The sequence below is a fragment of the Siphonobacter sp. BAB-5405 genome, assembly GCF_002872335.1.
GTDB lineage: Bacteria > Bacteroidota > Bacteroidia > Cytophagales > Spirosomataceae > Siphonobacter.
In genome coordinates, this window is record NZ_NJAG01000096.1 from 1 (window position 1) to 1,849 (window position 1,849).

The 1,849-nt window shown below is 45.6% G+C and carries 2 protein-coding genes and 1 pseudogene; all 3 read right to left on the reverse strand.

What is annotated here, in order from left to right; genetic code table 11:
• Nucleotides 1-251, reverse strand: a 251-nt coding sequence (locus tag BWI97_RS27825; protein ID WP_199182112.1) for a hypothetical protein, incomplete at its 3' end; no start/stop codon positions are given.
• A gap of 4 nt (nucleotides 252-255) precedes the next feature.
• Nucleotides 256-1,122 (reverse strand): hypothetical protein, encoded by an 867-nt coding sequence (locus BWI97_RS25920; RefSeq protein ID WP_102203384.1) that lies wholly within the window; start codon nucleotides 1,120-1,122, stop codon nucleotides 256-258.
• A 125-nt stretch (nucleotides 1,123-1,247) separates the two neighbouring features.
• Nucleotides 1,248-1,849 (reverse strand): annotated as a pseudogene (locus BWI97_RS27830) (DUF3800 domain-containing protein); the annotation flags it as partial.

Below are 1,849 nucleotides of genomic sequence, written 5' to 3' on the forward strand. Positions count from 1 at the left end.
TCAATGGTTTCATAGGTTTTACCCGTACCCGGAGGGCCGTATAAGATGATGTTCTTAGCATAGGTAGGTAATACGGGAGACTGACTCATGGCTGAACGATGAAAAATAAGTTGGATGTGTTCGGGATTAGTTACTTCTTGAATGGTTTTGCGATAAGAGCCTCTGCCTACAATTTCAAATGGTTTGAACTCGCTTTCCCACTCTACAGCTAGATTCCAGCCATCTCCTGGATTACGGGTTACAGTACCCAAGGCTTTAATCCGTAATACCGACTCCGAATGTCCCGTTCCCCGGGTTAAACGTCACCTTTGCGGCGAGCTTTGATCCGACTGGAATGTTTTTAACCAGATCGAACGCATCGGGGTCTTCTTCGCCGTATCCGTTCATCCATTTACTTTCAGCTATAAACTGGCCTAATTGTTCATCACGAGTATCATTGAACATAGTACCGACGCAGAAGTAACGAATCATATTTTTTCTAGAAGCCACGTTCTCCAAATAAGCCGCTTCGGAAATTTCATAAAAGGGACGGGCATCCAGGGCTTTAACCGATTCTAGAATCGAGCGATAGCCTTCCAGTGTTCGATAAGAAGAAGAAAGTCCTCGCTTGGCAAGCCAGGGCTTAGTCTGTCCATTGATGGGCAGGTAACGATCGGGCTTATGGTAGAAAAGAGCCTCCGATAATTTGGCTTCAGCGGTCTTATAGATTTTTAAAACTTCTCTGAAGAGTGCTGGAGTTAGGGTATCCTGTTCTACTTGCTCATAAAGTAGTCTTAGTTTTTCTATATCGCCTTCTTTCCGATCTTTTAAATCGCCGAATAAACGAACATTTTGAGCTGCCGCATTGGGAAGCCCGTCTACGTCCGAGGGAACGGTTGCCTCCAAGGCCAGTAGCTGCTTAAGCTGGCCTAATAACAAAATCCGTCTTTGATCGCCGTATTTGTTTAGGTACGAAAGAAATGAATACGGATCAATATCCGTAAGATCTATAATCTGTCCCTTACTATCTTTTTCGGTAAGTCCTTCAATGTCCAGCTGCTTTAGAATGGCTAGTAGTTCAAGGCCGGTATAGGAAAGAAATTTGGCAGTTAATTCTTGATAAAAGGGTACCCAGGTGTACATACTAATTTAAAACGAACTAGATGAATGGATTGAAACGAAATAAGCTCAGCTGCTTTAGCTTGATTCTTCCGAAGATACCGGCGTTTCCTGTAAAACGCTCCGCAGGGATTGATACGCCTCTGCTTTCAGCAAATCCAGTTTCCCGTTAGTGGCCAGCAGGATCCGGTCTCTGCACTTTTTGATTCGGGAAGCATGGGCTGAATGATGGTGTTGCTGTGATTGATAAAGCTGTAGAGATCCTGCTCACTGGCGGGCAGTTTATAGCCCTTGCTACTACTGGCAATCAAAACCCCGGCGTCCCGCAAAGGAGCAATGACCCGGGCCTGAAAGTAGTGCAAAGAAATAGACGACCCGCGTTGCCCTTCAATATGCTGAATCAACTCCCGGCTGGAAATGTACTTATCCGCACTAATAGTGCGGAAATATAGTACCAAGTAATGCAAACAGGAAAGTTGATCCTGATGTTGGGGAGAACCGATTCGGGTATGACGATTGATGAAGTCTTGAGCTAGGTTTATACTCAACTCCGCTAGCTCCTTGTTATAGGTTTCCGATTGCTCAGCCAGGGAGGTGGTATACGAAGAAAACGGTTCGGGCCAGTACCTGATAAAGCTGATGTTAGGCTTTAAAACGTGAATGAAGGCATTAGCCTGAGCCGAGCGAACGGTCTCGTCGTAACAGCGGGCGAGCGTACCTGCTATAAAATCAGCTGCCTGCAGTAACACGG

What these genes read in the sequence shown, in the direction of transcription:
- BWI97_RS25920 (WP_102203384.1), bottom strand. Translation starts at nt 1,122, where the DNA reads ATGTACACCTGGGTACCCTTTTATCAAGAATTAACTGCCAAATTTCTT.